Raw genomic sequence first — 24,992 nt, forward strand, 5'->3', positions numbered from 1 at the left:
TTTTAAAATTTATTCAATAGTTACGCGTATGATGTTACTAACCTGCACGTTGTCAAAGCGGTCAAATCCACCAATCAGCAGTAATGCTCTTTTTCCATCGGCCGATTTAGTTTGTATGATATCATTCAAAGTACCTGAGAATGGCCCAGTAGAATTATAATTCGCTGCCAGCTCGCCTTTGGCGCTTAATACCATAAAACCGTTACGCGTAACGTTATCATATTTTTTAAAGCTGCCGCTAACTACAATCAGCCCATCATCAAGCTGGCGTGCAAAGCCAGGATACCCTCCTTCAAATAATTTGGCCGTAAAGGTTTGATCAAGCGTACCATCAGTATTGAGCAAGGCCATGCTAATAGCCGGTTTGCCATCATATGTTCTGAATATCCCCGTTATAAGATATTTTTTAGTTATTACATTGTATGTCAAGGATGAAATACTGTTATCAGTACCTACACCGGTTTTAAACGATGCGTCAATTGCACCATCGGCACCTAACCGAACCAGACGACCCGCGGCTTGCTGATCAAACGTGGTAAAGCTTCCAAACAGCACCAGTTTTTCCAATTGATCGGCATCGGTATGCATATAAGAATCAACAGGTCCGTTTGCCGAAGGCTGACCTTTGTTAGTAGAAACATTAAAACGATATGTTTTATCCAGCGATCCGTCAAGATTAAAACGAATCACCTGCCGTATTTCTGTACTATCCAGTATTACCGTATCACGGGTAAAGTCATGATTGTGCTCAGTATAAACCCGGCGTACATAATATCTGAAGTTACCAGTTGCCAGTATCTTATTCTGGTGCTTATATATCTTGCCTATAAAATCATTGGTACCTCCGTTGAACTTTGGAAAATACTTGGTTGTATCGGTTTGCGATGGTCTTCTATAGGTCTTTATACCGATTGTATCAATGCTGCCATCAATATTTAAACTGGTCATATTGCTGATATTTTCAGTACGCTGATTGTAACCACTAAAGCCTCCGGCAATAATATATTTCCCCCCGAGTTCAATAACTCTGGATAAACCTCCGTTTGCTGCTTTACCGGTCCTGAATGTACGGTCAAACTCTCCATCGGCTGATGTTCTTACAAGCCTGTTAAGGGGGGTTATGATCCCTTTATTATCATAGTTGGTAAACCAACCAAGTACCAGATTTCGACCATCTGCTAATGGATATACCTGATTTACATAATTATTTGCTCCTGCCGTGGCCCTGAATGAAGGATCGATATTAATCAATCCTATCACCTTAAATATAGGGCCGATCACTAGCTGGTCATCTATAGCAATGGAGGTAATACCCGTGCTGCCAAACGGAGGCACTTTTACTTTAATGGTTGATTCCGTTACTTCGGTAACCTGGCCTGGTTCACCGTTAAACATAAACTTTATTTTATCCTTAAAAGGAATGAGCCCGGTAGCCTTAAAAGTTACCTCGATACCCGCCGCACCCGTTGCGGGTGCCGGCGCCGCGTCTCTACTCAACGTAACACCCAATGGCAGTTTTCCATCTCCATAGGGATCCGAAAACTCTGTTTTATCCTTCTTACAGGCCTCTATGGTCAGTACAGTCAGGATAAGCGTTATGATGTAATTAATTTTGCTCATGTTTCAATTCATTACCATTGAAAAACTATTTATAATATTTTAATTGGATGGATGAAGCCCTGCGAAATAAATCTCTTCGTAAAAGTCGCTGGGATTAAATCCAAAATATGCTCCGTTATATTGCAGGGTATGCACTACCCCATTTTTAGGTTTAATATCTGAGGAAGATATGAGGGTGCGAAAAACCGCATTTTCCGCATTATTTATATCATTTATAAACCCTATTACCAGCGTACGGGAGCCAATATATTTTACGTTATTGGCATCGCCATATATTACCCCAATATTCATTAGATCTCCGCTATAGGAGTAATAAAGAGCTCCGGGATATTGGTTTTGTAGTGTAAGATCTATCTGCGGGTAATCTTTAAGCCTGTTGATACCCTTAAACATATATCGTTGTAAATACTTTTTCCATATCGCAGAGTCGATGTCCGAAAGCTTTTTCACGGTATCGCGTCCGGCATCGAACAAAAATTTATTTAATGAGCCATCTGTTTTGTTGTTACCGATAGTCCTTTTGATAACATCGTCATCAGGAGCAAAAAAGGTAAAATCGGTTTTGCGAAACGTATCTTCCATCCCAGCCAATTTTACTATCTGAGCGATGGTATCAAACGGAACGGCTTTATCCTGCAGATACTGCAACATATCTCCCGGATAATCGGCTTTGGCTTTACCTCCGTCCTTATAATACTCATCCCGTTTGCAGCTGGTAAAAACCAGTAAAAAGCCGGCAAAAACAATAATTATATTCTTCATATTTCTTATTATTACTCTTTTAGGAATAGGTTAATTGCCTCCATTTACCCAGTACATATTCAATGACATGAAAGGGTTATTGGCAAGTGCATTACTATTGAGCGGCCATGTCCAGGCGCCACGGTTAAATTTGTCTAACGTTAATACATCATACGACCACTCGCTGTTCATGATCCTGCGGGTACGCACCAGATCAAAATAATGATGCCCCTCGCCCACCAGTTCTCGCGATCTTTCCAGAAAAATAAAGTCCTTAAGATCCTGTCCTCCGCCACCGGTATAACGTGCGGCTTCGGCTCTGTCTCTAACTTTGTTTGCCATCGCAATCGCGGCGTCATCCTGTCCCAGTTCAGCAAGGGCTTCTGCGCACAGCAATATTTCACCTGCATACCTGAATATCATAAAGGTGTTATCAGGGTTGGCATCTTCTTCGCCGGTTGCAAAGGCATTTTGGGCAAATTTGAGCATCATGAATTTTCCGTTATCAGCATATATATCTGAATTAAACCATATGGAAACACGCTTATCCGCAGTGCCGGAATACAGCTTCTGCATGTATTCGCCCCGGTAATACGCAAAGCTTACTCTGTGAGTGTATTCGGGTCTTTTATAAGGATAATGCAAAAACATATCACCTATGGGTGCTACATTGGTATTCTGATCGCCATAGTTTATACTGCGGTAAAACTCAAAAAGGCTTTCGTCCGATCGTCCTTTAATAACCGTTGCCCAGTCACTTAGCGGCAATAACCTGTAAGCATTGCTCTTAACGAGTTCCTGCCCCAGATCGGCCGTTTCCTGGTAGTATTTATTTGCATTTGGTTTATCAAAGCCGGCATTCCACATATTCATGTTCATGATGAGCGCTATAATGCTGCCTTTGGTTGCCCGCACACCTTTTAATGCAGGATCGGTATAATTCCATGGTATACCATCTTTGTATTTTTTAAGGTCGGCAATACATTTGTTTAAAACAGATACCATGTTTTCGCGCGGTAAAGCTGTTGAATGAAAAGCATCGGTATAATAAGGTACATCACCATAAAGCCTAACCATGAAGAAGTAAGCAAGTGAACGTATAAAGGCCGCTTCACCTTCAAATTGCTTTTTTTCGGTTTCGTTTACACCAGGCACACCGGTTTCCAGCTTCGAGATGAGGATATTGGCGCTTTGTATTACCTGATAATACCCAGTCCAATCGGTAATTAAACCAAAATTGTAGAAACTCCATGGCGGATTTCCGTTTATAAGTCCTAGCAGATCATTCCGGCCAAGTACCTCCACAAATGCGCGTGCAGGCCCGTTATCAGACTGAGCCTCATACAACACTTCGCCAGAGCGGTATTCGCCGGTAGCGCCAATAAAATGTGTTTCATTGATCTTGCCGAAGAATGTTCTCGACATGTCATAAATATTGGCTACAACGTCGTCTTTTGAGCGGTAAAAGTTGTTTCCCGTTAATTTATCAATGGGCTGCACATTTAAAAACTTCTTACAGGAAGGTAAACACAAGCTTGCTGCCGCTATTAAAATGTATATCACACTTTTTTTCATAATCTTGAATTTTATTTACTTGTATTGAGTTCAATATTTAAACCTAGATTATAAGTACGCGGTACCGGATATCCGCTTGACACATCCCGCCCAAGCGAAGTCACGTTCTCGGGGTTGGGGCCGTTATATCCTGAAAATGTAATCAGGTTGTTGGTTGAGAAGTAAACCCTTACATTGTTGAACCCAAGTTGTCGTGTAAAGCGACGGTTAAACATGTATGAGAATGTAATGGTATTAATCTTTAAATATGATCCATCCTCCTGCCACAGGGTTTGATCGGCACGGAGAGGTTGTATCTGGTTAAACCTTGAAAACGAATAAGGATTAGGATATACCGAGTTATCTCCGGGTTTACGCCATATATCCAGATTGGCCAATGGCACTACCGCCAACAATGCATAGGGATCGCGCATGATGGACAACCTATCAGACAATGCATTATTTAAAATTGTGCGCTTGGCTGTGTAAGTGGCGTAAATGTTTAATCCAAAATTTTTATAGTTGATATTTGTCGATATACCACCCGTAATTAAAGGTTGTGAATTACCGGTTATTTCATAATCACGGCTATCAAGTATATAGTCGCCATTAACATCTTTAAAAATCGGATCGCCGCCTTTAAAGGCCAGACCGTTCGTTTGATACTTTTTACCCGTCACAGGGTCTACGGGCACGTTTGCATCGGTTGAATAAACGCCTTGATTAATAAGCAGGTAGTTTGATAGCGTGTTTTTACCCACCCTGAAAACGATGTGCTGATAATTATTATAATCAAATTTGATGTATTGCCCGTTATACTCTGCAGGTAATTTCAGCAAATAATCGCGATTAATGGCTCCGTTAAAAGATACAGTCCAGTTAAAATCTTTAGAAGTTATCGGCCGTACCGTTACCATGAGCTCATAACCATAATCAGCTATGGATACATCATTGCTTGTCTTTTTCTGAAAACCGGTACTATTAGGTAAAAATCTATCAAACAACAAATTATCTACCTTTTTATAATAGGTATCAAAGCTCAGATCAACCTTACCTTGCAAAAGCGTCATATCAAAACCCAGGTTGTACTGCGTGGTAGTGGTTGGTTTTAATGCTGGGTTGGGTATAAACTCATAGTTAACCCCTATAGTTGGGTTATTATTGAAATTACCATTCAGATTATACAACCCATAAATACTTTGCAAACTGCCTGTTGGCACAATGTTTTGGCCCCAGGTTAATCTTAAACCGCCGGAGGTAAGCCAATCCCAGTTTTTAAACCAGTTCTCTTTATAATAATTCCATCTGAAACCAGCGGCGGGATTTTTTGAATACGGGTTCTCTAAACCATTTGATGATGTACCATCCAAACGATATGAAAGCTCCAAAACATATTTCTTTTTATAATCATAATTAAATGAGCCGGCAAATGATGCTATAGTAGCATTCTTGTAATTTGATAATACGCCCCCACCTCTTGAATTATAAGGGTCGAACCCTATTGGGCCTTCTAATTGGTCGTTCGGGATACGGGTTTGCCTGATGATGCCACTTTGGCCGCCCTGCTTGTATATTTCGTTAAAAGTGTTAATGAATATGGTATGATCTGCACCAAATGTTTTTGCATAAGTGATGGCATTACGGTTATATAATGTGAAATTACGGCCTTCAAAATCATATATCTGGGCAAATTGGGCATTTGCGGCAGCAGGTGTAAATGTTGATTCGGCATCTGAGGTATAATCATAGCTGATACTTGACGATAAGGCAAGACCAGGAAGAAACTCGTATCGGCCATCAATATTGGTGCGTATATTTCTTGTACTGTTACTGTTTTTAGTTTGTAAAGCCGATGTCACACCATCGGGCGAAAGATAAAACGAGGGAGGCGGCAATAACGTAGATGCCTGCCCATTTTGAGCCACTCCCTGCTGCAGTAAACCAACGCCATTTCCCTTGGCCTGACTACCTAATGAACCGAATAACGAACCGAAAAACCTGAATTTATCATTTGGCTTAAACTCCATATTCATATTCATGTTATACCTGTCGAAACCGGTGTTTTTGATAACCCCCTTTTCTGAATAATACCCCATATTCACTTTATAGTTAAAGCGCTCATTTCCGCCATCGAGGGATACATTATGGCTCTGGTTATGTGTTGTACCGTAAAAAATGGATTGCCAGTTTGTGGAATTGTTCCAGTAGGCGTTCAAACTATCAGCCAGGAAACCAGTCATGCCAAGCTTTCTCAACTCATCAATGGTTGTGGCATTTGATAATATTTGTTGAATTTTTGCCTGGCGTTCTGCGTTGCCACCAAGTGTTTCGCGTAGCTTTGGGGTAGCATTAACAAAGAAATTCCCGGTATACCGTACCCTTGGAACTTTTGAGTTTCCGCGTTTAGTGGTTATAATGATTACTCCGTAAGCTCCTCTTGAGCCATACATGGAGGTTGCCTGCGCATCTTTCATCACTTGTATACTTTGAATATCCTCTACCGGTATCAATGATAATGGGCTCACCCCTGGTCCCTGTGTCTGAAAACCAAACTCGGCAGCCTTATCTGCATCCAAAGGCACCCCGTCAATAATGTATAAAGGAGATGTGGGTTGTAAAAATGATTCACTGCCACTACCAGTTACACTCAGAGTTGATAAACCACGCACCTGAACAGACCCTCTGAAACCCGGAGCACCTGTATTATTCTGAACATTTAACCCCGCAACTTTACCCTGTAATAGGGTTTCGACGTTTGAGGTTGGAACATCCTGAATGTCCTTAGCCGTTATGGTTACCGAAGCGCCGGGAGTTGTTTCTTTATTCCTGTTCTGGTAGGCTACAATAATTACCTCATTAAGACCTTTTTTATCCTCGGTAAGTGTTACTGTTATATTTTTTTTGCCAGGTTCAAGCTTTATTTTCTCCGAAACAAAACCAACAAATGTAAATGTAAGTGTAGCATCGGCGGGGACAGTAACAGTAAATTTGCCCTTGGTATCTGTTTGGGTTAAACCCTTACTTCCCATATATATATTTACACCTGGTAAAGTTTTATTGGTTGATTTTTCGACCACTGTACCGGTGATGGTTACATTTTGCGCTTGCGCATGAACATCTGTGCAGCAGATGATCGTGCAAACAACAAGCACTATGTAAAATAGTATGTGTTTTCTCATCGTGATAAGTTTTAAATTCGGTTATTCGTCTTCAAACTTTGGATTGTCCTTTAAAAAGTGAAACACTACCTCCCAGTTCCCTTTTTTATAAATGGCGAAATCAATGCCGAAACTTGCCACTACCCGGCCACCACCAAACCCAATTCTTGAGTATTTAAATTCGGCATGATCCCTGGTTCCTCCAGGCGCATAAATAGTTGGTATCTCTACCAGCGGAATGGGATATGCAACGTCATACTGCACATAGGTTGCCGTTTTTTGCATGTTAAACCCATGTACTATTTTATCCCATACGGTTTCGTTGAATAAAGCAGGGTTCATTTCAACCGAATCCTTGTTCAGAAATTTGAACCTGAGTGAATTTCCTGTACCACCATTAAAAGGGCGTATATAAACCACTACATCCTTTTTATCATCGTTACTTTGCAGCGGTATATCTGTTGTTGCCCCTATTACACCATTTAAAAATGGCCTGATATAGTTTCGGCTGGCAGGGTTGTAAGGAGTTTTAGGATGTGGGGCCGGCGCGCCAGAGTAAATGTTAAAATCATCAGAAGGCTCATACAGGCGTTCGCGAAACGGGCGTACCTGCAGATCCCTGATAACGGTGCTGCCACCGGTATTGCTTATTTTGATGTCGAAGAAACGAGTATCCTGCGGAAAGTTGGTACTATCCGCAGGTCTTGGTTTAATAAGTTCATTGGTAGATGAGGCCCACATAATGAACTCACCGGACGAGCGCACTTCAAATAATGGATGCTCTTCCAGTTTTCTTTTAGACTCTATTTCGGCAAGGCTTTTTTCAAGACCATTATAAGGGGCTGTCCATACATAGGTTTGCTTTTTCTGAAAAAGGTCCGTAACGGGTTTACCATCGCCAAAACGGGCATTAATTATCTCAAACTTTATCGGCTGGGTTGAATTATCCCCGTTAAACCCACCCATTAAAGTGGTGCGCCCTAAAATTGGTTCAAAAATTTTATTGCTGTAGTTTATGTTTGAGCTCAGATAATCCTTTTCGTCCGGAATACCATATAGCTTTCTGCAACTGCTGAGTGCTGCTGCAGCAAACAGGATAGCTATAAATCCTTTTTTTACGAATATTTGCATCTGCATATTTTTTTTCATTGCATTGATATTTTGATCTTCCATAACTTACTTCACTTTGTTTATAGTCCATTCGGCCAGTTGGAAAAGGCCACCGTCGCGTAGTTCAGTGATGTCTACACGATAAAACTTATAAGCGGTAGTATTAGGGCACCTGAAAACTTTTGTCTGGTATCGTTCCTCGAAAAAGAAGTTGCTTCTGCGGTCAAGCTCGGTCCATGCTTTACCGTCATTTGAACCTTCATAGGTCCATGCTTTGGGGTCACGTTCCGGAGCATCGTTAGCAGACGTAAGTGTGTACACCCCTGATACTGCAGGTTCATTCAACTCAAACTGCATCCACAAACGCCCTTGAAGATTGGCCAGAAACTTAGTATGATCATCGCCATCAATTACCTTTTTAGAGCCTTCACCATTATCGGGCCCCCCATCGTTATCTCTTAAAACAGTAAGCTTACCTCCTATCAAGGTCATCAGGTTTGGCGGTGGCGGAACAAATGTTAACCGCGATACAAATTCATCAAAACCGAAGATGTGATCCGGGCTTATTACATGGACAATGCCATTTTTGGTACCGATATTATTAGATCCGGTTGTAGTGGTAGACCAGTTTCTGATGAACTTGCTCCGTTTGGTATTACTGTATTCAATAACATCAGGACCGCCGCTTGTGAGGCCAGATGCCGATATTTTAGAAACCTTGGCATGCATTGGATATCCAAAACGCACGCTATAAAGATCGAGTCCGTCCTGCAGAAGCAGGGAGTCAGTGGTACGTTTACCTCTGATAATATAGTATGAAACCATAGTATCCAACTGTACACCATCAATGTTTGCCAAAAACAGCGGGTCTTTATCACCTTGGCGTCTCAGTGTATTCAGATTATTAATGGCCAATTGGAAACTTGGATTGGTAACCGCGAAAAGGGTAACGCTGCTATCCACCAGCATTTGTTTTAAGCCCATCCTGTCTATCACAGCCAGCAATGAATCATATACACCCGGTTTACTTTTCAAATACTCATAGGTATTACCCGAGAATTTTGTACTGATTCCTGCGGCATTATGATAACCGCCATCTTTTTTACAGGCGCTTTGCAACAACATTATGAGCAACAGGGGCTTTAAAGCGCTCATATATTTTATTAGCTTTTTCATATATGGTCAGTTATTTCCAAAATGGATTTTGAGTTAGCAGGGTATTCTGTGAAATAAGCTTACGCGATACCGGCCAGTATATACCCTGCGAATTAATCAGTTTCAGAAATACAGGGTTGTTTTGCTTGATCTTGTTGTAGCGTATCAGATCATACCATCGATGCCCTTCGCCCAGAAGTTCGCGGTGCCGTTCCTTAAATATCAGGTCAATGATATCCTGGCTGAAATCAATTTCGGTAATCCCTCTTCTGGTCATTACCACAGTCACCTCGTTTTCGGCACCAGTCAAATCGCCTAAAACAGCCAATGCTTCTGCCCTAAGCAGCACGATATCTTCCAGTCTGGTAAAAATTAATGCACTGGTAAAGTATCTGAAAGTTGGATCGGAAACTCCTCCCTGAATAACCTTTATTTTGCTAAAAATGGGGTACTTGCCATTAATATTGGTAAAGTATCTTTCTGAACGGGGCTGGCCCAGCGTGTCTATACTAAAGCGTTCATCTTTAGGCTGATCAAATATTTTCAGGATAGTATCTTTAGGGATATAGATATCAGGCACCTTTTTATTCACCACAGGCTCGGCCAGTGTCAGTTCCTCCAGGTGGCCTGCTACAGACCCGTCGATATGTCCCCAATCGGAATCAAAGCCAAACATCTGACTGGTGTTCTTATTAAAAAAGAACCCGTTTGATTTGGTAAGATCTTCGGTGCTCTGGTAATTGATTCCGCTTTTACCGTAATTGTCTTCAACAAATTTGGTGTAGGTAGCCACATCGGCATAGTTACCCTGCCATGCCGCTAAATGAGCCAAAACCGCATAAGCCGAATTTTTTGTAGCCAACGCTCCGCCCCACCTTGTGGCATCTTCATTATAATAATTACCAGGCTGCTGAACATCATTGCCACTATAAACAAAAGGCAGATCGGTGGCTGCTTTAAGCATTTCCTGCTGCGCCCATACTAGTATTTTGTTGCTGTTCTCGCGCGGCTGGTTTTCAAACTTACCATCATGGGAAGCGGTGACAAATGGCACATCTCCCCATATCCTCACCATATAGAAATATGTAAAAGCCCGTAAAAAGCGAACTTGTGCAACATCAACCTTCAGATAATTGTCTGTGTAGCGTTTATCAGCGGCTTTTACATCACCAATACGTTCAAGAAAAATATTTGCAGCATTAACTATGGCGTAAAACCTTGTCCAGTCAGACAAGGCATCAATAGTTGGATAGGATGCATTTAGCTGGTTACTGGCCAGTGCCTTTAGATCTTGTCGGTTGGGGCTAATAAACTCCCCTGTTCTTACATCGCCATAAAGCCAGTGCCCATCATTGTCAGACAAAGCTGCTCGGGTGAGGGCGTAAACTCCTAATATGCCGGCACGTGCATCTTCAAGCTTATTCCACATGTTTTTTTCACCAACAACTCTTGATGAATCAATATCCAGCGTTTTATTACAGCTCATTAGCGCTGTTATATACAGCAGCACGATACATGGTATCTTTTTCATTTTTATAACATGATTTTTGTGATCGTTCTTCATATCATAATTCCATTTTTACACCAAGGGTGTATGTTCTTGGTATTGGCAAACCGTAACCTGTGTCATAACCATCATAATTTACCAGCTCCGGATCCTGCCCTGTATAAGGAGTTATGGTGAATACATTATTGGCCGTTGCATACACATAAAACCTGGAGAGTTTAATTTTCTTTGAGCGCACAGCTTTGGTAAGGTCATATCCTATTGAAACTGTTCTTAATTTCAGGAATGAAGCATTTTCAAGAAAAAGGTCTTGATCAACACGATATGGGATAACGGTGCTCCAAGGGTTATACAAAGGATACTTGCTGTAGTCACCGCGTTTTTCCCAAAATGTAATCTCCTTAACAGAATTAACATCGCTGTTACCTTCGCGGTTAATAAAATCAAAGCGGTTCGCCATTTCCTGATGGATAAGGTCGCGTCCTAGGTTGAAATAGAGGTTTACGTTTAAGTTCCAGTTACCATACCTAAAGATATTATCATAACCACCTGATATGCGAGGCAATGAGTGCCCTTTTAATGTCTTATCGTTGTTATCAATTACGTTGTCGCCGTTTATATCCCGCCATCTGGGATCACCAGCATGTAATGCGATACCATTATATTTAAGCGGCTGACCGTTTACCACCGGTATTTCGCTTTCCGATTTATAAATGCCATCATTAGTCAGTAACCAATACTGGTCAACCGGGCTGCCTACCTTTAAAAGCTTATTATCGATAGTAATTTGCTTCAAACCTCTTGGCAGGGCTTTTAATTTATTGGCGTTATGATTAAGATTTAAGGAGGAGGTCCATCCAAACTTTCTACTCTGGATAATATTGGCCGATATAGATACATCAATACCGGTATTATTTACAGCCATACCGCTTTCTATTGACTGTTTATAACCGTACTCGGCAAAGGCTGGGATACCAATTAGTAAATTCTTTTCCTGTTTCAGATACCAATCAACCGAAAGGTGCAAACGGTTATTCAATAAACTTGCATCGGTGCCCAGGTTTAATTGATTTGAGTATGACCATGGAATTCCATAACCAACCCATCCGGTGGAGTACGGCCTGGTTAATACACCAAACCCGTTATATCCAGGCACAGTTAAATTACCAGTATATCCTACCGACGCGGTATACTGAGGCCCCTGTGCATAATTGTCAAATGCATTAAGCCTACCTAACCTACCCGCGCTTGCACGTAAAACAAGATCGCTTATAATAGTATTATTGCTAAGCAGTTCTTTTTTAATACTCCAGGCTGCCGATAGCACAGGCGAGTAGAACCACCTGCTGGTAGGTTGGGCGTTTGACGACCCATCGGCGCGTACCGTTGCCGATAAAAAATATTTCCCTTTAAATGAATAATCGGTTTTAGCGTAAAAAGAAACCAGGTTGTCCTTAGTCTTATCCAGGAAACGGTAGGTTAGTTCACGAGGGAAAGCTGTGGTATTCAGATAGTCAGGATTATCAGACCCATCCGGATTTTTAGGATTTGAAACTAACAGGTTTATTTTGATATAGTCATTAACTCCTTTATATGCATAGGCGTTGCTATACTTATAAATATCCCATTGGGTTGATTGCCCAAGTTCAAAATGAAAATCATGTACTTTATTTATGGTCAGATCATAAGTTGCCCTGTTATCTGCCATTATGCGTTGGCTAAACCCAAAATAGTTGGAGGCATAGCTATTGCCTTGTAAAAGTGTACGCGCGTAAAATACATCTCGGTACCCTTCATTGTAGTCCACATTAAATGTGGTCACAAACTTGAATTTCCCAAGGTCGATACCTATTTTGGCATAACCATCAATAATATTGTTCTTATTATTATCAAAACCTTTTTTGTACTGTTCCAGGTAATCGGCATAAAAGTCTTTGTTTGGTGGCAACGGCGCGCTCAGGTCCGGAAAATAATTGATCTGTGCAAATCGGTCACGCAGGTATTTATTTCGTTGCCGCTCAACCCGGTTGGCATTTACCATAGCAGAAAAAAGAAGCCATTTTATAGGCTTCATGTTGATATTGAACATGGCGCTATATCGGTTTAGCCCTGTGCCATCAGCAACACCTTCATTTTTCAAATCACCCAATGAGAAACGAAAATTAGCCCGGTCGGTTCCTCCGGAGATACCGAAGTTGATACCATAAACCACCGCGTTACGATAATAAAGATCGCTCCAGTCAGATTTTCCGCTATAAACATTATTTAACGAATCGCTCAGATAAATAGGATAATTTTCATCATCTGAATATCTTCCATTAGTTGTATAAAGGTCATAAAAACGTTGCCTGAAAGCGTTTTCATATTTGCCATTTATAGTAGTTACATGCGGGCGTTGCGCCAACCCTACATAAGAATCAAAAGTGACGCTTTTGGCAGCCACAGGGGTTTTAGATGTTAAAATGATAACACCATTAACTGCCCGCGGACCATAAATTGCAGTGGCAGCCAAATCCTTTAACACCTCTACAGAAGCGATATTATTCATATCGATATCAGCAAAAGGATTGGTAGCAGTACCCATTCTGTTATAGTTATATAGTTGTATATCGTATGCGAACGGATGTTCCGTTACGAGTGGGATGCCATCTAATACAACCAATGGCTGCGATTGGTAAACGTCCCTGGGAGAAAGCAGCGGCATAGGTACGCCCCTTATAAACATATTTTGCACACTACCCGGCTCACCAGAAGGCTCCTGGATATATAAACCGGCAAATTGTCCTTTTAAAAGTTGTTGCAGGGAAACACCAGGGAACTTTGAAAGGTCATAAGGTTTTTTGCTAACACTGTCTGTCAGTTTATTATAAATAGTATGTCTTTTAATAATATTTATACTGTCTTTTAGTAATGAATCTTTAACCACTGTATCACGGCGGGCATAGACATTATTATTAAAAACAGCATGCTTCATTTTGCCTTTTTTACCCTCATTCCCTTTAGCTAAGCCAGTAAGTGCACACGTGGTAATTGCAGCAAAAACCACAAGGCACAGCCATAAGTATCGCATAATTAATGGATCTTTAGATTGATGAAATAAAAATTTGTGATTTAAAGGGCTATATCCTGTTATGTCCGCAAATGATTTATGCGAACAAAGGATGCCTTTGGATTAAGTAGAATGTAATTCTTTTTCCATAGCGGTGATTTTGAGCAAAAAGAACACGTTATCAAAAATAATCTGCAGGAATATTCTTGACAACAGTGCATAATTATGCACCCACAGGTTTGTCATGAGGACGACGGAACCCTAGTGTTCTTTTCCCTTTTGGTGATTGGGTTAATTAATAAATACTCTTGGCATCTAAAAAACTCAACAAGAGATTTTTATTGATGGCTTCCTTATCAGGCTATTGGCTCCCGGAAGATGTGGTACAGGTAAATCAGATTCTTCATGTTAGTGATATTGGTTAATTTAATAAGTACATAAATCTCAAAAAGAAGTCTTTCAGGTGGACTAAACTATTGAGCAGTAACGTATTTTTTACAATTGGTTTTAACAAATATAATTAACAAAAACGTTTTACCAAGTGATATTAAAAAAATAATAAACTTTTATTATTTCAATCAAAAACAATCGATAAAAATTGAAAAATTGATAAAAAAAAGATTCTTTATTTAACTCATCTTTAAAAATGTGCAACATTACCAACAACATAAAGTCATAAAAACAAGCCCAAATAAGACTATAAACAAGCAAAAATCTTCATAAAATGTAATTTATACAGTTTTAAGTTTAAATATTATGGTATTCACAAAATACTCTCATAATAAGCTTTAACTGAATTAGCTCTTCTTAGGCTTTCTTTATTATATCCCACCTTGGCCGGAGTTCCACATCTATATCATGTAATCTGCTTATTTATTTTGGAATATGCACGAAAAACGGTTCGATCAGTTTACCTGAATCATCTCAGTTATCTGATATTTTTTAAACACAGATATTGCTCAATATATCTTTTTAATAAGGCTTCGTAGCTGGTGATATGAACTGATTTGTATGCGCTCCGAATACGCTTATATCAGCACAAAATAAAGAACCGCTCAATGGATATTGTTTTAGTTGTTCATCGCTCAGATCAGCTCTGGCAGTAGTGATAAATAACTGATTCATACCGTTTCCTCCAAATGCGCAGTTGGTAACATTTGGTGCGTCAACATTTACGCGGCCAATCAAATTGCCAGTACCGGGATCATAGCGATTTACGCAACCGCCGCCCCAGATGGCTACCCACAACATTCCTTCTTTGTCTATACACATCCCATCTGGGGTATGATCAGGCTCTCTTATTTGAATAATAACCCGCTCATTAAAAATATCACCTGAAGTCAGATCAAAATCATAGGCTTTGATATTATAATCAGATGAATCTATATAATACATGGTCCGGTTATCAGCCGACCAGCAGATCCCATTTGATATACTGATATTATCCAGCATTTTTTTTATCCCGCCATCAAATCTGTATAACGCACCTTCATGTAGTTTTGCATCTACATGCATGGTCCCAATCCACAACCTGCCAACCACATCACATTTGCCATCATTAGAGCGATTATTTGGCTTATCTTGCTCAATCGTTACTAATTCTCTCAATTTCCCCGTTTCAAAGTCCAGTTCTTCAATTGAACCCTGCAATGCGACTATCAATTTACCGTTAGTGGCTGGCACAACTGTCCCTACCCTTTTACCAACATACTTTTCCTTTATTTCTTTTGTTACCGGATTAATACACCCTACTTTTCGTCCTTCAATATCCACATACAGAAACATCTTCCAGTCTTCGTGCCAATATGCACCTTCGCCTAGAATCAAATCAGTTTTATAGAGTATTTCTGCGTTCCAAATTTGCATAAATAAATTATTAGGTAGATAATCTGTTACTTCTTTTTTAGATACTATTTTCCTGCATCAGGGCACTTCTACCTCCATCTATCAGGTAAGTGGTACCCGAAGCAAAAGCAGCATAACTGCTTGCAAGAAAAACGCACCAGGCACCTATCTCATCGGTAGTGCCTAATTTTTTAACCGGGTGCATATTTACCGTCCGTGTTCTTTCTTTTTGAGGATCTGGGAATGAGTTAAACCATTCCTGATTGCCTGGGGTATCAATGAAACCGGGAGCCAGGCCCACTGTTCTTATTTCAGGGCTCCATTCAATAGCCATACTTCTCACCAGGCCTGTCAAAGCTGTTTTAGCCACGTTATATGGGAAACAGCCAGGAATGGAACTGTACGCATGATTGGAAGTCATGATAATAATAACCCCATTATTTTTTTGGAGATAAGGTTTACATAGTTTTGCCAATCGCCAATGAGATGCCAGGTTCAGATCGATGTTTTGAGTCCAGTGTTCATCATCACAATCTTCAAGACCTTCAAAAATATTGCCCCCTGCATTGGATATTAAAATATCTATTTGACCAAATTTTTCAATCGTATCCTGAACAAGTTTTTGCAGCTCCTCTTTTTTGGTAACATCACATATACTATACTGTGCCTGACCTCCTTGATTTTCTACTTCATTTATAAACTCACTACCGTTATTTTCCAAACCGCAGCCCGAAATGTTTGCGCCTGCCTTTGCGAGCATTTTGGCTACACCTAATCCTATGCCCGATGAAGCCCCGGTTATCAGTACTGTTTTCCCGCTAAGATCAATTTGAAACATATGATATACTTTTATTATACATAAAAACCAGGTCTCGGAACTGTCACTCCCGGATGTTTCTCCATCTCCTCTTCTATCAAATCCACACCCAAACCCGGGCGATCGCTTAAATGCAGGTGCCCGTTTCTGATCATATCTTTAATAGGATGAGTAATCACAGTATCTCTCCATGCCACATCATTGAACATAAATTCCTGCCTGAAAAAATTGGGTACCGATGCACATACATGAGCAGAAGCCAATGTTGATAAAGGTCCGTTAGGATTATGAGGTGCCAATAAAACATTATAGGTTTCCATCATGGTAGCCATACGTTTCATTTCTGAGGGGCCACCACAACGGGTAATATCCGGCATCATGATATCACAAATATTTTTTTCTAATACCGGGCGGATACCATAGCGCGTATAATGTCGTTCACCAACACATATAGATACATTAGATGGGATACGCTCACGCATAGCCCTTAAGGTGTCGGCACTTTCAGGTCCGGCGGGTTCTTCGTACCAGGTAATATCAAGTTCAGATAATCGTTGAGCCATTTTTACCGCAACCCGGTAATTAAGCATGGCATGGGTCTCAATCATGATATCAAAATCCGGACCTACCGCATCTCTAACGGCTTTACTAACATTAAATGCCAGATCTTGCTGAGCTGAGGTAAGGGTTAGATTGCTTGACAAGTCTTCGCCGTATAAATAATTTGTATGGGCAAAGGGATCAAATTTTAAACCGGTAAACCCGGCTTCCTTTACTTTTTTTGCCTGCGTGGCATAATCATCAGCATTATGTCCGCCACCGGTAAACCAATAATTGGCATATAATAAAATCTCCTTACGGAATGCCCCGCCCAGTAACTCGTAACAAGGGGTATTGAGTACTTTACCTTTTAAATCAAGCAAGGCCATATCAATACCACTAATAGCGCACATGCTGGCTCCGTAAGGTCCAATCCAATTCAGGTCACGATATAATTTTGTCCATATAAAATCTGTCTTCATAGGGTCCAGTCCTATAATACGCTCTCCTACATGTTTTGCGGCATTGTAAACAATAGGGCTGCCAGGCCAGTTGGTGGCCTCGCCAACCCCAGTATGCCCGGTATCTGTATATATTTTCAGTAGTGTCCAGTTGTATTTAACTCCTTCAACCAGCCATACTTTTACATCTGTAATTTTCATATTTTTTTAGTAACAGTTGCTTGTGGTTTTCGCAACTTATTTCAATATAAGCACTAGTCTCCCCTTTAAAATATTATCTTTTATTTTAATTCTCCCGGCTGAGTGCGGAGAACCATAAAATGGTTCTGACCCGTTATTACAATAATCAGCTATCAGCCAGTTTATATGCTCGTCCTGTAACCAGGTCCGGGAGGCTTGAGTTGCATCAGAAAGTACATTAACCAGGTCTCCCTCATTATTCTGTAATGACGCATTTTGAATATATCGCTTGGTAGAACGAAAATCATTACTTCCTAAATCATTTGCATCATCTTTCCAATCTCCTTTTTGTACAATGCCCCAGTCCTCCACCGCCTTCAAATGCTTTGCATTAAGCATGGCTGTACCTATTGCCCGGGCTACATCATTTGCGGGATAAACAGTAAATTCCGCTTTTCGTTTCCAACTGAGCTGATCAAATGATTTTGGTAACTGTAACATCAATCCATACTGGTAAGGAGATATATCAGCCTTATTATATTGTACCTCGTATTCGGTTATCAATTTTCCATCATTTGAAAATAAATAGGTTTGTTTGCCTTTACAATCAGAGTAAGTAATATCCATAGAGAATTCCAATCCAGAATCAATCTTTTGCACTACAATATTACGGGCAAATAAAGTATATAAAGGATAATTTTTGAGCGGATAAATACTATTCTGATATGTTTCACCCGCTACATTGGGTTTCCCGCCATCCTCTTTATTCATGGGTACCATGCTAAATACCGGACCTTGTTTTAATATCTCCATCTCACCTTTTCGTGCCGAGGTAATGATACCTGTATTTTTACTGATGATATATTGTACACCACCTTGTTTTACCATATAAGCGGCATCATTTTCCGTATAAGATATTGCCGTATTTTGACTAGTTGGTACAGTCTGATCAACTGCCATTTCATATTTTTCTTCATCGGCAATAAAGCCCCTTGGGTCTTTAAAGCTTATTTCCAGTGTTTTTACATTATCTGCAGGAATCCTGATAACTCCAGTGCTGCGTGGGGCAATATCTGCTTTAATTAATTGTGGAACATCGTTTAAAACAGCAGTGATGGTTACTTCTTTTAATGATGTAAAATCGTAGCGGTTCTCTACGGTTAATTCAATATACTTTTTACCTGTTGATGGCCAGATGATCTGCTTTACTTTTATAGGCGAATAGGCCTTCTTCATACCAAAATACTCTGGTTTTGGTCGGCGCCACCCATCTATGGGTCCCCAGGGGCCATAACCTATAATCCTCCCATCAGGCATATGGAAGGTATCATCAATACCACTCCATATAGCGCCCCCAAGGCACCCTTTATGATAATACATGGAATCATACATCGTTTCCAAGGGCTTTCCGTAACTGCTTCGAACACCCGGGTCAGTTAATAATTCACGCCGGTTATAACAGGAAATATGTGCGTATTCACCAAAAAGAACCGGACGTTTCATGGTATCACTTGCAGCGGGCCCGTTGATACCAGGATAATGATATACAGCGATATCGGCTTTACTATGGGCATTATTATAACCACCCCAACATTGGTCATGAAAAGTTGTCGGACGCGAAGGATCGAGCATTTTAACAACTGCTAATACCTTTTCCCACAAAGGGCTCCACACCGACTCGTTTCCGAGTGACCAGATAATGATGGATGGATGGTTACGACCCGCCAATACATTTTCGACATCGGCATTAACCATGTAAGGCAAAAACCGTTCATCCTTATAATCCCATTTTTTCCAGATGGGTGATGCGCCATGATTTATCCAGCAAAGAGAGGCTTCACTTTCTACAAACAAACCTAATTCATCACAGGCATTTAAAAATTCTTCGGAGGGTGGGTAATGCGATGTCCGGATGTAATTACAATTGGCGGCACGAAATAGTTCAGCATCCTTACGGTCCAATTCCGGACTAATACTTCGGCCTGTTAACGGATATATGGAATGTCGGTTTACGCCGTGTAATTTTATAACCTTTCCATTCACCAGCAATTGATTACCTTTTATATTAATTTGCCTGAATCCCAGATTTTGACTTACTGTTTCAACGGCCTTGCCATTAACTAATAAGGTACTTTTTAAATGATAAAGGTATGGATGCTCGGGATTCCATTGCTCTGGCTGGTTTACAGCGATACTGGTTTGTGAGTTGATGGTACCATTAGGTGCGATATTTTCTTTCAATGCTGACAGCTTTTGAAAGATCACCTTACCCTTTACATCCATTAAAACATATTGCAGCTGGGCAGATGTTGATTGTAAAGCATCATTGGCTATGCTGGATTGTATTTTTAATGTGGCATTTTTAAACTGCGCGTCAAAAGCTGTTGTGCTTATAACAGACGCGATATTTGTTGAGGGTACCGCAAACAAAACTACTTTACGTAACAAACCGCCAACGGTGTGTACAGCATATTGAGAAGTACATGCCAACCTATCACTAATCGTTAACGCCTGCACCTCTACCTGTAATAAATTCTCATTAAGGTTAAGGGCCTTGGTAATATCCATCTCAAACGGAACAAAGCTACCTTCATGCTCACCTACTTTTATATTGTTCACCCTTACAACCGCGTGAGAACTTACACCATCAAAACGTATTTTTATCTGCCGGCCTTTCCAATCAGCCGGAATGTTCAACTTTAAGCTATATACAGCGGTTTCACCTTCATTTACGGTAAATCCCTGCATTTCCCACTCGCCAGGTACGTTTATGTTATGCTTTGCTACATGGCCCAGCACCTGAAAATCCCATTTACCATTTAATAAAATTTGCGCTTGTTGAGTCCCTGTTGTGCTTGCAGGTAATGGTGAGATCCTGGGAATTTCAAATCCATTGATTGTGTTTTGGCCAAAGCAGTAAACAGGGAAAAAAAAGACCCAAAATAGCCAGTAAAGTCGATTACTATAGGATGCCATATTTTTCAAATGCCTCCTTTGCACTCATACCTTCTTCAATTTTTTTTCGCACCATTTTTTCGCCCCTGGCTTTTTCAATGGCCAATTTGAATACCACTTGTTCAATTTCCCTGGGTACAATACAAACGCCATCTATATCACCCAAAACAACATCGCCAGAATTTATTTTAACCCCATTGATTTTAATTGGCACACGAAAATCAATCACCTTTCCGCGAGTCGCCTGATCCTGTGCATAATTACCGTAAGAAAAAGTTGGAAAGTTCAGCTCTAATATCTCTTTGCTATCTCTTGAATAACCATCCACTATCGCCCCCGCAGCCCCCAACTTAATAGCCCTTGTACTCATTAACTCGCCCCACAAAGCATAAGTTGGCGAAGCTCCGCCACAGATATACACTTCATTCTTTTTTAAATCATCCAAAGCTTCCAGCATCAGGCCAAAAGGTTTATTTAGTATAGGATTATGTTCGCTTTTTTCAGAAACCACATCAGCTTCCAATACCGTCATTGCCCTTCCTACAATATACATATCTTGCCTTAATGGCTTGATTTGAGGAGGTAAAAACTGGTGAAGAAAGCCCATCTTATCCATAATATCACCCACTACAGCTGTATAAATTTCTGCACGTATGAGTTGAAAAAGTTCATCATCGCCAGACCATAGTATTTCCGAGTTATTGTTATTTGTCATGTATTATTGGGTACGCTAAGTATCTTGATTTATTGAGGATAAATATAGACCGCATACCAATCAACTTACAAAAAGCTATTTAGCCATTTAATAAACTATTTTACCATAATTCAATTTACAATTATAAAAAACAGTTAATTTAGTTTTATTTTGAACACTTATACATCTTTAAATGAAACCTCAGTTAATAGATATTAATTTACCTGGCAGTAAGACCATTCAAATAAAGAAATTAGACACCGCTTACCTTACATCACCGTTACATTTTCATCAGCTTTGTGAATTGGTGTGGGTGGAAAAAAGTTTTGGGAAGCGTATTGTTGGCGACCATATAGACAATTTTGAAGCTGGTGACTTGGTATTAATGGGCCCTAATTTGCCCCATATATGGAAAAACGACGAAGCATTTCAGCATGAAATAAAAGAAGGGAATGTTAAATCAACGGTTATTTATTTCCCCCCAGATTTTTTGTTGAATTTAACAGATGAGCAAAATATTTTAGCTCCCACAGCAGAGCTCATCAAAAGATCAGCCAGAGGTTTAAGGTTTTATGGAGAGACCAGCAAAAAAGTAACAAAGATACTTGCAGGGATGTCAGAAAATAATGGGTTTAAAAAGATCATTTATTTTTTGCAAACCATGGAAATTTTGTCAACCTCACAGGAGTATAAGTATTTGGCGAGCCTCTCTTTTAAAAATCAGTATGATGAAAAAGACACCAAACGAATAAACGATGTATACCAGTTTTTAATGCACAACTTTCACCGTAACGTAGAGCTTAAAGAGGTAGCAGATTTATGCAACATGACAACCAATTCATTTTGTCGTTTTTTTAAAAACCGAACCCAAAAATCGTTTACACAGTTCCTGAATGAATTGCGAATAGGTCATGCCTGCAAATTAATCCAGGATGAAAGTTATTCCATATCAGATGTATGTTATCAAAGTGGATATAATAACCTCCCCAACTTTAACAAGTTTTTCAAATCAATTACGGGCTTTACCCCATCACAATACCGAAAGAAATCAAAATTCGCAGATTCTCCTGTAGGTTCTTCACCCTTGTTATAAGGGCCACCGATCTTGTCTTTTAAATAGCCTCCAATTCCAACACCGAACTTGTACGTGCCCATTTCAAATACCATTTCAGTCCTTGCTCCATTAATGTTTCACCGCTAAATATTTGACCATTTTCGGTAAATGTTACCTTGGCCCCACTATTTAAATTTATTTCAGTAATCCTATACTTCTTATTCGGGTCAAGGCCATTCATTTTTAATTCAGGATAAGTATCAGCTTCAATGCTTTCAAGGTTATAAGCAAAAACGACAGCCTTCTTTTTTGTACTGTCTACGTACATAAGCGACGCGAAATTTGTTTTGTACGGTGAAACAAGCCGATACAGGTCGCCATAATTGATTACATTTTGCAGTCGTCTATAATTATCAGTTACTGTGTGGCTTAAAGCAATGTCACGCTCACTCATTTTTTTAACCATAATGTCAAAACCCAACTTACATGACATGGCTACATCCAGTTTGTACTTCAGCGACTCACTACCAGCAGCAGTAACATGTGCACAAATAGCAAGCGCAGGATAAAAGTAGGAATACCCCCATTGAATCTTTATCCTATCCATTGGATAAGTATTGTCACTCGGCCAAAATTCCTGGAAATACTTTAATGCGCCATACTCAACGCGGCCGCCCCCGCTTGCACACAACATCATATCCAGGTTCGGATATTTTGCGCGTACCCGATCCAATACTTTATAAAAACCCTGCGTATAGCGTACATACATAACATCCTGATCTTTTCCGAGATAAGGGCTGTAGGCGTTGTCTATTGAGCGATTGCAGTCCCACTTCATGTAGGAAATATTTGGAGATTCCTTCATCAGTTTATCAATAACCCCGAATACAAAGTCCTGAACGGCTGGATTAGTTAGGTCTAACACTAATTGCGTACGGTAAAGATGCTCTGGCCTGTTTGGAGCTTTTAATACCCAATCAGGATGTTTTTCATACAACTCACTTTTAGGGTTAACCATTTCGGGTTCAATCCATATCCCAAAATTCAGCCCTTTTGCTGTGGCCTGCTTTACCAGGTAGCCTATGCCATCCGGCAGTTTCTTTTTGTTCGCATCCCAGTCACCTAACCCCGCCCGCGAATTGTCGCGCGGATATTTATTGGCAAACCATCCGTCATCCAGCAAAAACATATCAACGCCAAGTTTTTTAGCCCCGTCGAACAAATTTACAAGCGTATCCTGGTTAAAGGTAAAATAAGTGGCTTCCCAGTTATTCAGCAAAGTTTGCCGCTTTTGGTGACCGTTCCATATTCCATAATTAATGGCCCAGTTATGAAAATTACGACTTACCTGTCCTTCGCCATTAGTAGTATAAGTAAATATGAAATGTGGTGTTTCAAAATTTTCTTTCGGTTTTAATGCATACGATGAGGCATAGGCGTTAATTCCCGGTATGATTTTTAGAGAATTACCCATGTCCACATTTTTTTGCAGTGATTCAAACTGGATATCAAAGTTACCGCTGTAGGCAAGAGTTCCGGCAAAAACTTCCCCTGTATTTTCAGTAACGTCATTATTGGGCGATACCATAAAGGATGGATTATAATTACAAGCCGTTCTTACCCCAAGCTTTGACTGAATGCTGAATATGCCTGGGGCAAGCTGGAATTTATGCATTTGCATTTCATAATTGTACTCTCCGTAAAAATGAGTAAGGTAATTTTGCTGCGAATTAATATTAATAAAAGCTGATGCATAGCGGTTAAGTATCACATCCGAATTTTCGATGTGACGGATACTTGTCCAGGTTTCAATGATGTTTTGTGTTTGATAGGCCCGGTAATGCAGCGTTACAAAAAACGGATATTGTGGATCTTTTAAGTCAATCTCTGTATTTACAATGTTATTGTTCTCATTGCTCGTTTTCGACGACACATAATCCAAAACAAGGGACATGTTGCCATCGGCATGTTTTACAGCCAGAGCGGGTTCGTTGAGATATGTTGAGCCACCGGTTGCATAAGCGGGACTCAGGGCCGTATTGATATTTCTGTATCCTGCTGTATCTGATAATTTTTTACCCAGGTAAATTTGCTGCAAATGGCCTTCAACATCCCGCTGATATACGATGGCAAACGCCTTAGTGCCAATAATAATTTTTTGTGCTTGCAAGTTAAAAGGCAGTAAGCACGAAAATATTATCATGTACAATAGTTGTTTCATAATAAAGTTCAAGTTTTTAAAAATGCTAATTAGACGAGTGCTTTTTAATTTGTTTGGCTAATAAATAGCAAATTAATAATGTCGATCATTTAAATATTTCTTTTGATTTTGCGCCTTAATAGCACTGCTGCCAAAAATCAAAATAAATAGAATAGAAAATATATATTTCATAAAATCCATTGAGATAATTGGTATTGTGCAGTTTATTCGCTTTAGCTATTGGTTGGGGTCAAATCTATCACTAGCTGGCTGTACATCCTACTCGAAATTTGCCGAGTTATAACCATATTTTAACCTTATTTGTATTATTTGGCCATCCAGATGGATTATT

The 24,992-nt window shown here is 40.0% G+C and carries 15 protein-coding genes; 1 reads left to right on the forward strand and 14 read right to left on the reverse strand.

Features of this window, described 5'->3' with window-relative positions; translation table 11 throughout:
- Positions 1-9: 9 nt before the first annotated feature.
- The 13 genes from BW976_RS02540 to BW976_RS02600 form a co-directional block, all read right to left on the reverse strand.
- Entirely contained in the window at positions 10-1,620 is a 1,611-nt protein-coding gene (locus tag BW976_RS02540; protein ID WP_076370049.1) for a DUF5008 domain-containing protein, read from the reverse strand.
- 39 nt (positions 1,621-1,659) lie between these two features.
- The gene (locus BW976_RS02545; protein WP_076370051.1) at positions 1,660-2,382 is read right to left on the reverse strand and encodes a class I SAM-dependent methyltransferase; all 723 of its coding nucleotides are present in this window, start codon (positions 2,380-2,382) and stop codon (positions 1,660-1,662) included.
- Positions 2,383-2,412: 30 nt separating this feature from the next.
- Positions 2,413-3,936 carry a RagB/SusD family nutrient uptake outer membrane protein gene (locus tag BW976_RS02550; RefSeq protein ID WP_076370053.1) on the reverse strand — a complete coding sequence of 508 codons (1,524 nt, stop codon included), beginning with the start codon at positions 3,934-3,936 and terminating at the stop codon, positions 2,413-2,415.
- Between the two features lie 11 nt (positions 3,937-3,947).
- Positions 3,948-7,094: a SusC/RagA family TonB-linked outer membrane protein gene (locus BW976_RS02555; RefSeq protein WP_076370055.1), complete on the reverse strand. Its 3,147-nt coding sequence runs from the start codon at positions 7,092-7,094 to the stop codon at positions 3,948-3,950.
- A gap of 21 nt (positions 7,095-7,115) precedes the next feature.
- On the reverse strand, positions 7,116-8,222 hold the full coding sequence (locus BW976_RS02560; protein WP_139332175.1) for a DUF5007 domain-containing protein: 1,107 nt from the start codon (positions 8,220-8,222) through the stop codon (positions 7,116-7,118).
- A 27-nt stretch (positions 8,223-8,249) separates the two neighbouring features.
- A complete protein-coding gene (locus BW976_RS02565; RefSeq protein ID WP_076370057.1) occupies positions 8,250-9,359 on the reverse strand; it encodes a discoidin domain-containing protein in 1,110 nt (369 codons plus the stop codon).
- A 10-nt stretch (positions 9,360-9,369) separates the two neighbouring features.
- Entirely contained in the window at positions 9,370-10,869 is a 1,500-nt protein-coding gene (locus BW976_RS02570) for a RagB/SusD family nutrient uptake outer membrane protein (protein WP_084192057.1), read from the reverse strand.
- 34 nt (positions 10,870-10,903) lie between these two features.
- Positions 10,904-13,915, reverse strand: a complete 3,012-nt coding sequence (locus BW976_RS02575; protein WP_076370061.1) for a SusC/RagA family TonB-linked outer membrane protein — start codon at positions 13,913-13,915, stop codon at positions 10,904-10,906.
- A gap of 951 nt (positions 13,916-14,866) precedes the next feature.
- A complete protein-coding gene (locus tag BW976_RS02580; protein ID WP_076370063.1) occupies positions 14,867-15,760 on the reverse strand; it encodes an SMP-30/gluconolactonase/LRE family protein in 894 nt (297 codons plus the stop codon).
- A 37-nt stretch (positions 15,761-15,797) separates the two neighbouring features.
- Positions 15,798-16,577 (reverse strand): SDR family NAD(P)-dependent oxidoreductase, encoded by a 780-nt coding sequence (locus BW976_RS02585; protein WP_076370065.1) that lies wholly within the window; start codon positions 16,575-16,577, stop codon positions 15,798-15,800.
- Positions 16,578-16,591: 14 nt separating this feature from the next.
- Positions 16,592-17,758, reverse strand: coding sequence for a mandelate racemase/muconate lactonizing enzyme family protein (locus BW976_RS02590; RefSeq protein WP_076370067.1), 1,167 nt, complete (start codon positions 17,756-17,758; stop codon positions 16,592-16,594).
- A gap of 36 nt (positions 17,759-17,794) precedes the next feature.
- Positions 17,795-20,713 (reverse strand): glycoside hydrolase family 2 TIM barrel-domain containing protein, encoded by a 2,919-nt coding sequence (locus BW976_RS02595; protein WP_076370069.1) that lies wholly within the window; start codon positions 20,711-20,713, stop codon positions 17,795-17,797.
- Positions 20,700-21,407 (reverse strand): RraA family protein, encoded by a 708-nt coding sequence (locus tag BW976_RS02600; protein ID WP_076370071.1) that lies wholly within the window; start codon positions 21,405-21,407, stop codon positions 20,700-20,702. Before BW976_RS02600 ends, BW976_RS02595 begins: the two co-directional genes overlap by 14 nt.
- 172 nt (positions 21,408-21,579) lie before the next feature.
- On the opposite strand from BW976_RS02600, the gene BW976_RS02605 reads away from it, so the two are divergent.
- A complete protein-coding gene (locus BW976_RS02605) occupies positions 21,580-22,479 on the forward strand; it encodes an AraC family transcriptional regulator (protein WP_076370073.1) in 900 nt (299 codons plus the stop codon).
- Positions 22,480-22,498: 19 nt separating this feature from the next.
- Here BW976_RS02605 and BW976_RS02610 read toward each other — a convergent pair whose 3' ends face one another.
- Positions 22,499-24,661 (reverse strand): alpha-galactosidase, encoded by a 2,163-nt coding sequence (locus BW976_RS02610; RefSeq protein ID WP_076370075.1) that lies wholly within the window; start codon positions 24,659-24,661, stop codon positions 22,499-22,501.
- Positions 24,662-24,992: the final 331 nt, after the last annotated feature.

Origin of the sequence: Mucilaginibacter lappiensis (assembly GCF_900155965.1) — a bacterium.
In the GTDB taxonomy this organism is placed as follows: Bacteria; Bacteroidota; Bacteroidia; order Sphingobacteriales; family Sphingobacteriaceae; genus Mucilaginibacter; species Mucilaginibacter lappiensis.